We start from the raw sequence: 8038 nt of genomic DNA on the forward strand, positions 1-8038 counted from the left end.
TTCTTCTGATTATAGTTTTTATTTCTTGCTGAGGATTTCAAGCGTTTCGAGCACGTTATCTGCATGAACTTCGATAGTGTCACCAGTCGCTTTAATCTTAACTTCTACGATGCCATCAGCCGCTTTCTTCCCAACAGTGATACGAATCGGCAATCCAATCAAGTCGCTATCACTGAATTTGACTCCGACACGTTCGTTACGGTCATCCGTCAAGACTTCGTAACCAGCTCCCATCAAGCTTGCTTCAAGTTTTTCTGTCAGAGCTTGTGCTTCTTCGTCCTTGACATTGACAGTGATCAAGTGAACATCAAATGGCGCCAATTCTTTAGGGAAGTTGATTCCCCAAGCGTAACGGTATTCACCTTTTGGCGTTTTGTTGACAAAGAGGCGAGCGTGTTGCTCCATCACTGCTGAAAGGAGACGGCTGACACCGATACCGTAACATCCCATGATAATTGGCACAGCACGGCCATTTTCATCCAAGACATCTGCCCCCATGCTTGCTGAGTAGCGAGTACCGAGTTTGAAGATGTGCCCAATTTCGATACCACGCGCAAAGTTAAGGACACCTTGTCCGTCTGGAGAAATTTCACCCTCACGAACTTCACGGATATCCACATATTCTGCAGTAAAATCACGACCTGGATTCACACCAGTCAAGTGGTAGCCATCTTCGTTAGCACCCACAACTGCATTGCGAACATCTTGCACCTTACGATCTGCAATAATTTTAATATTCTCTGGCAAACCAACTGGTCCAAGTGAACCGAACCCTGCTTGAACAACACTTGCTACTTCTTCTTCGCTAGCAACGTCAAAGAAATCTGCTCCCAAATGGTTTTTCAACTTAACTTCGTTGAGTTGATCATTTCCAACTAGAAGGGCCGCAACAAGCTCACCATCTGCCATGTAGAAGAGAGTTTTAATCGTTTGTTCTTCTAGAACGTTGAGGAAGGCTGCAACTTCATCGATTGATTTAACATCTGGAGTTGCAACACGAGTCACTTCTTCTTCAGCGACAACACGGTTGCTTGGTTTGTACTCGTTTGTTGCCATTTCTAAGTTAGCTGCATAGCTAGATTCACTTGAGTAGGCAATGGTATCTTCACCAGAGACCATCCATTTGAGCAATTCTGCCTTGATTTCTTCTTGCACATCTGCAGGAATTTCATCAAATGAGGCAACTGACTTGTCCAAGACAACCCAGCGGTCAAGGTCTGTACGAGCAGGTGTAATGGCCATAAATTCTTGGCTGTCCTTACCACCCATGGCTCCACCGTCACCGATGATAGCCTTGAAGTCTAAGCCACTACGAGTGAAAATACGCTCATAAGCAGCCTTGTACTCATCATAAACACTGTCCAAACTATCATAGTTAGCGTGAAAGCTGTAAGCATCCTTCATGATAAACTCACGTGTACGAAGAAGTCCATTACGTGGGCGTTTTTCATCACGATACTTAGGCTGGATTTGGTAAAGGTTAAGTGGCAATTGCTTGTAAGACTTAACAGAATCACGGACAATAGCTGTAAAGGTTTCTTCGTGAGTTGGACCTAGGATAAAGTCTGATTTTTCACGGTTTTTTAGTTTGTAAAGGTCTTCACCATAAGTTTCGTAACGACCTGATTCGCGCCACAATTCTGCACTAAGAAGGGCAGGAGCCAACATCTCAACGGCACCAATCTTATCAAATTCTTGGCGCATGATATTTTTCGCTTTTTCAATCACACGGTTGGCAAGTGGTAGATAAGAATAAACACCTGCTGAGACTTGACGAACATAACCAGCACGCAACATAAGAGCATGGCTGATAACTTGAGCATCGCTTGGCATTTCGCGAAGCGTTGGGATAGGCATTTTACTTTGTTTCATAATTTTCCTCGATTATCTAAAAAAGAGTCGCATGATGTCATTCCAGGTCACAGCAATCATCAAGACAACCATGATGACCACTCCGGCCAAGGTGACATAAGTTTCAATTTCTTGTTTTAATGGTTTGCGGCGAATGGCTTCCAGGATATTGAGCACAATCTTACCACCATCCAGAGCTGGAATCGGAATAAGATTAAAAACCCCGATATTGATGGAAATCATTGCCAAGAAGTACAAGACATTCTCAATTCCATTTTTAGCAGCATCACTACTTGCCTTAAAGATAGCAACAGGTCCACCTAGCTTGTTCAAATCCGGTTGGAAAATCAGATTTTTCAGTTCTGAGAGAATTCGGAGAGCAGAGTCGGCTGCAGTTGTAAACCCACCTACAAACATAGATACAAAATCTGACTTAATCCCCGGTTGAACACCTAGAAGGTAACGGCCTTGACTTTCTTCCGGAGTAACAGTGACTTGTTTGTCACTCCCCTTTTCAGAAATAGTAACATCCAAAGTCGGGGCCGTCTTATCTTTGGTTTCTGTTTCCACAGCCTGGATCAAACTTTCCCAGTTGCTAACCTCATGTGAGCCGATCTTGGTAATCTGAGCTGTTTCTGGCACTCCCACCTTGGCCAAAGCCCCTTGGGGCATGACATGGAACTGGTTAGTATCAACATCTCTGACGCCACCCTGCATGAAGATTAAAATCCAAAAAACAACGACACCCAAGATAAAGTTATTCATAGGGCCTGCAAAGTTGGTAATCAGTTTCCCCCAGATAGTTGCATTTTGATATTGAACATCCAAGGGAGCAATCCGAACCTCAGTACCATCTGCTTCCACAACCGTTGCATCGTGATCCACTGCAAATGTTTTTTCTTCTTCCAGAACCAAGCCCTTGATAAAGAGCTTGTCTTCAAAATCAAACTGGGTCACTTGCATAGGGAGGGCTGTTTGATCCAATTTTTTACCTGAAAGATTGATGCGTTTAACCTTACCATCATCAGTAAGCGTCAAACTGACAGGAGTTCCTGTCTTGATTTCAGTTGTATCATCACCCCAACCGGCCATGCGAACATAGCCCCCCAGAGGCAAGATTCGAATGGTATAGGCCGTTCCATCCTTGCCAATATGAGCAAAGATCTTGGGTCCCATGCCAATGGCAAATTCACGCACTAGAATCCCTGATTTCTTGGCAAAGTAGAAGTGTCCGAACTCGTGCACCACCACAATAATCCCAAAAACCAGAATAAAGGTTAAAATTCCGAGCATAGTATTTCCTCCGTCTTTTGATTAAAAGAGTCCAAACAAGTGCATGATTGGAAATACAAGCAACATACTATCGAAACGATCCAAAACACCACCATGTCCAGGGATAAATTTCCCAGAATCCTTGACACCAAAGTGACGCTTGATCGAACTTTCTAGTAAATCACCAAATTGTCCAGCAATGCTAAAGAAAATAGCAAAGACTGACATCTTGTAAATTCCATACGGAAGAGCAACTGTGCTGTCAACTATCATAAAGATGATGGTTACTAAAATCGCGCCTAAAATACCACCCAAGGCACCCTCAAAGGTTTTATTTGGAGAAACTGTCGGAGCTAATTTTCGTTTACCATAGTTCATCCCAACAAGATAGGCACCACTGTCTGTCGCCCAGACGATACACAAGGCCAATAGAGCCTTATCTAAACCTGCAACGCGAGCATCTAGTAAAGCATTAAATCCAAAACCAACATAGAAACTCATAGCAAGAGGGAAAACAGCGTCCTCAATCGTATAAGACTTGCTAAAAACGGTCGTTCCTAACATGATTGAAATCAAAACACTATAGGCAACCACATTCCCATCAACTGGCAAAAAAGTCAGGTAATTCTCCAAGGGAATGGTCAAAGCAAAGGTTGCAAAGAGGGTCAAGAGGCCCTCCATGGTCATGGTCTCTAGACCTCTCATCTTCAAAAGTTCATGCATGGCTAGCATGGCTATGATTCCAATTGCTATCTGAAGCAAGAGTCCCCCAATCATTAAAATCGGTAGGAAAATAGCCAGGGCAATCCCTGCAAACAAGGTTCTTTTCTGTAAATCCTGTGTCATATTTCCTCCTAAACTCCTCCAAATCGGCGATGACGACGATTGTAGGCAAGAATGGCTTCCTGCAAGGCTACTTCGTCAAAATCAGGCCATAAGGTATCTGTAAAATAGAGCTCACTATAGGCTCCCTGCCATGGAAGGAAATTACTCAAACGCAATTCTCCACTAGTACGGATAATCAAGTCTGGGTCTCGTAAGTCCTTAGGCAAATGCTGGGTAAAGAGATAGTTGCCAATCAATTCCTCTGTGATGTCACCTGGGTTGATTTTGGCATCTAAAACATCCTGGGAAATCAACTTAAGCGCCTGTGTAATCTCAGCACGTCCACCATAGTTGAGGGCAAAGTTAAGAATCAATCCTGTGTTATTCTTAGTCAATTCCTCAGCCTTTGTTAAAGCTTCAAAGGTTTGCTTAGGCAGGCGGTCCGTCTCCCCAATCATTTGAATCTTAACATTATTCGCATGCAATTCCGGGACATAATTGTCATAAAACTCTACTGGCAAGTTCATGATAAACTTGACTTCCTGATCTGGGCGGGTCCAGTTTTCCGTAGAAAAAGCATAAACCGTAATAACCTTAACACCCAGTTTGTTGGCTGCCTTGGTCACAGTTTGTAATGCTTCCATGCCCGCCTTGTGTCCGAAGACTCGCGGTTGCATACGTTTTTTAGCCCAACGGCCATTTCCATCCATGATGATGCCGATATGAGCAGGAACCTGTGTCGGAACCTCTACTTCCACAGCCTTATCTTTCTTAAAAAATCCAAACATGATCTTATTCCTATTCAAAAATCTATCGTTTCATTATACCATATTTCCCTATTTTCTTCTATCACTAAGCTATTTATACTCTTCGAAAATCAAATTCAAACCACGTCAGCTCTATCTGCAACCTCAAAACAGTGTTTTGAGCAACCTGCGGCTAGCTTCCTAGTTTGCTCTTTGATTTTCATTGAGTATTATTCTCAGACACAAAGCCCATTTTTCAAAAAAATAAGCCGCCTGATTGGGCGACTTTATTTTTATAGGGAGATTATTATGAAAAAGTTTTAGGAGTTTAAGTTAAGGTTTTCTTAACTTATGAACTTAGTATACACTTCCTAGCTTAAAGTTTCCTTAAGTATTTTTAAAAATCAAATTTTTCCATTTCTCCTGCCAATTTTTCTTAGATAGACGTGTTCGATAAAGTTCCATTCGGTCTTCATTCTCTAAAAAATGAGGAGTTGGACGAACTTGAAAATTCAAAATATCCTCCAAACCATAAGGTGCATAGAGTTCAAAATCGGATTCTTCATTCAAGCGCAGTCCAACTGCCGTACACCGTTCTGGATACTTACTCATGGCATCACGGGAACTGATATAGGGAGCAGTATGAGGGCTGTGCTGGTGCATATAGACTTGATTTTTCAATTCCCACTGGTACTGAGGAAAATCCTCTAGCAGTTTTTTCTCTAGGGACAGGGTTTCCTCATAAGAAATATCTGGATCAAAGAAAATCACATCTACATCTGTTTCACAGTCAAAAGGGGATTTGTCTGACAAGAGATTCCAGATAAAATTTCTGACAGAACCTGCTGCCAACCAGGAGTCTTTTAAGTCAAGGTTTCGGATGATCGTCAGAATAGCCATCATATCTGGATTTTCTCTAAAAGTCTCTAGGATTTCTTGCTTATTTTTCATTGTATTCATACCCCAAATGCTCATATGCCTTAGCAGTCGCCACCCGTCCAGAACGTGTTCGCATGATAAAGCCTTTTTGAATCAAGTAAGGCTCATACATGTCTTCGACAGTCTCGCGCTCCTCGGCAATATTAACAGAAAGAGTTCCTAGACCAACAGGACCACCACCGTACATCTCAATCATGGTGCGAAGGATTTTCTGATCCACATAGTCCAAACCTTCATGGTCAACATCCAGCATAGTTAAAGCCTTATCGGTAATAACATCATCGATAACCCCATTCCCCATAATCTGGGCAAAATCGCGCACGCGCTTGAGGAGACGATTGGCAATACGAGGGGTCCCACGACTACGTAGGGCCAACTCAGACGCTGCCTCATGAGTGATTTCCATCTCAAAAATATCTGCCGTCCGCTCAACAATTTCCGTCAAGTCAGCATGAGCATAATACTCCATATGACCTGTAATCCCAAAACGTGCCCGTAGCGGATTTGAGAGCATACCAGCCCGAGTCGTCGCACCAATCAAGGTAAAAGGTGGCAACTCCAAATGAACACTACGACTACCCTCACCAGCCCCAATCATGATATCAATGTAGAAGTCCTCCATGGCACTATAAAGCACCTCTTCCACAGACATGGGCAAGCGATGAATCTCATCAATAAAAAGGACATCCCCAGGCTCTAAGTCATTCAAAATCGCTACCAAATCACCAGCCTTTTCAATGACAGGCCCAGACGTCTGCTTGAGATTGACACCCAGCTCGTTGGCAATAACAAAAGCCATGGTCGTTTTTCCCAAGCCTGGAGGGCCAAATAAGAGCACATGATCCAGCGCTTCATCTCTCATTTTAGCAGCTTCGATAAAGATTTGGAGCTGGTCCTTGACCTTGTCCTGCCCAATATATTCACGTAAATACTGAGGACGGAGTGTGCGTTCTACTAACTCCTCATCCCCCATTATCTCATTATCTAAAATTCTACTCATGGCTCTATTATATCAAAAATCCAAGCCACAAACAAAAAAGCCACCCAATTGGGTGACTCCCGACTTTAGCACTTATGTGGTATAATATTGTTCGCCACTGCTACACCGCCTACGAAAGGAGGTGAGATAGCCCATGATGGATACAATACTTAAAACTATCATCGGACCAATTGTGGTCGGTGTCGTTCTTCGCTTAGTCGATAAATGGCTAAACAAGGACAAATAGTGTCAAAAAGACCCCAAGCTTATTTGGTCGTGAGCTTGGGGTCTTTTCTAGCCTATGATATAGACACAATACTTAATTCCCTTTTATTATCCCATAGTTCACAAAATTTGTCAAAGGTTTATATTCTCTTGAACCTCTGTACTACAAGACGTTCAAGATTGCGAAAGTTATCGGAAAATGATGTTTAGAAAACTCCCCAAAAGCCTGAAATAGAGCCAAAAAACTCCACCTGATTGGGTGGAGTTAAGGGAGATTATTATGAAAAAGGTAAAATAAAATCTTATTAAATCAACACTCTTGGAGGGTGTCCCCTCCAACTCCCCGACCTCTGGACAAGGTCTATTTTTTTTGAAAAAAATTATCAAAACCATTGACTTTCTACAACTAAAGTTGTATAATAGATACATAAGGTTAAGGAGGAAACCTTAGACAAGGAAACTAGTAGAAAGGAACATGAAATGTTTAAGTTCAAAAAGAAGCCACTCAAGGCAAAAACAAATAAGCTAGTCATCAAAATAAACTTATTTATAATCAGCTTTGAATGGCACATCGAATTTGGATAGTGAGAAATCACTATCCACCCCTTCGGGGGTGTACTTAAATTATAACAGGAAAAATAATGAAAGTAAATCTAAAAATTAGAAAAACTACCAAGCGTGAAAAAGTTGAATTTATTATTGGACTTCTTCTACTCCTATTTGCAGTTTGGTATTTTACGAGGTAATATATGTCAGTAGATATTGAAGCTATCCGCTGGCTTTTAGACAACGCCACAGCCTATGCTATTAGCAAAAACTGTGGCGTATCTATTCAGGCCGTAGATAAGTATAAAAACGGTGTATCAGATATTATGAACATGCGTTTAAAACACGCTATCAGCATGACTTCTTACGCCCATACACTACAAGAAAAACAGTGAGTACCATCACTGTTTTTTCTATTTTGAGCAAACAAAAAAACCGCAAGCCTGAGCCTGCGGTCTAGTGTACAATATTTTTGATTTTATACAGGTTTTTCAGTGAGTTTGTTAAGAAAGCAATTCGTTTACTCTATCTTGCACGGCTTGTGCGTCATAACCAGCGCTCGATAAATTATCATATCTTTCTTGTCCATTGCCCCAAAGGCCTTGAATGACCTCGTTTGCTACGGTATTAAGATCCACGGTGTCTTCGCCACCTA

Annotated in this window: 9 protein-coding genes; 2 read left to right on the plus strand and 7 right to left on the minus strand. The window is 42.0% G+C overall.

The annotated features are described in order from the left end of the window. Positions 1–18 precede the first annotated feature (18 nt). The 6 genes from N8M09_RS05770 to ruvB all read right to left on the minus strand — a co-directional run bounded on the left by N8M09_RS05770 (position 19) and on the right by ruvB (position 6633). A complete protein-coding gene (locus N8M09_RS05770; protein WP_261064436.1) occupies positions 19–1872 on the minus strand; it encodes a proline--tRNA ligase in 1854 nt (617 codons plus the stop codon). A gap of 12 nt (positions 1873–1884) precedes the next feature. Beyond that, positions 1885–3144, minus strand: coding sequence for an RIP metalloprotease RseP (gene rseP / locus N8M09_RS05775; protein ID WP_261064438.1), 1260 nt, complete (start codon positions 3142–3144; stop codon positions 1885–1887). Between the two features lie 21 nt (positions 3145–3165). Further along, a complete protein-coding gene (locus N8M09_RS05780) occupies positions 3166–3969 on the minus strand; it encodes a phosphatidate cytidylyltransferase (protein WP_000189860.1) in 804 nt (267 codons plus the stop codon). Between the two features lie 8 nt (positions 3970–3977). Then, on the minus strand, positions 3978–4736 hold the full coding sequence (locus N8M09_RS05785) for an isoprenyl transferase (RefSeq protein WP_000466720.1): 759 nt from the start codon (positions 4734–4736) through the stop codon (positions 3978–3980). 345 nt (positions 4737–5081) lie between these two features. After that, entirely contained in the window at positions 5082–5654 is a 573-nt protein-coding gene (locus N8M09_RS05790; RefSeq protein ID WP_261064440.1) for a nucleotidyltransferase family protein, read from the minus strand. Beyond that, a complete protein-coding gene (ruvB, locus tag N8M09_RS05795) occupies positions 5635–6633 on the minus strand; it encodes a Holliday junction branch migration DNA helicase RuvB (protein ID WP_009014280.1) in 999 nt (332 codons plus the stop codon). Before ruvB ends, N8M09_RS05790 begins: the two co-directional genes overlap by 20 nt. A gap of 133 nt (positions 6634–6766) precedes the next feature. Between ruvB and N8M09_RS05800 the strand changes: the two genes are divergently transcribed. Both N8M09_RS05800 and N8M09_RS05805 read left to right on the plus strand, forming a co-directional pair. Next, the gene (locus N8M09_RS05800) at positions 6767–6859 is read left to right on the plus strand and encodes a type I toxin-antitoxin system Fst family toxin (protein WP_000969509.1); all 93 of its coding nucleotides are present in this window, start codon (positions 6767–6769) and stop codon (positions 6857–6859) included. A 727-nt stretch (positions 6860–7586) separates the two neighbouring features. After that, entirely contained in the window at positions 7587–7778 is a 192-nt protein-coding gene (locus N8M09_RS05805; RefSeq protein WP_261064441.1) for a hypothetical protein, read from the plus strand. Between the two features lie 108 nt (positions 7779–7886). On the opposite strand, the gene N8M09_RS05810 is transcribed toward N8M09_RS05805, so the two are convergent. Next, a complete protein-coding gene (locus tag N8M09_RS05810; protein ID WP_261064446.1) occupies positions 7887–8021 on the minus strand; it encodes a hypothetical protein in 135 nt (44 codons plus the stop codon). Positions 8022–8038: the final 17 nt, after the last annotated feature.

It is taken from the genome of Streptococcus mitis (assembly GCF_946190375.1).
Lineage (GTDB): Bacteria > Bacillota > Bacilli > Lactobacillales > Streptococcaceae > Streptococcus > Streptococcus mitis_CJ.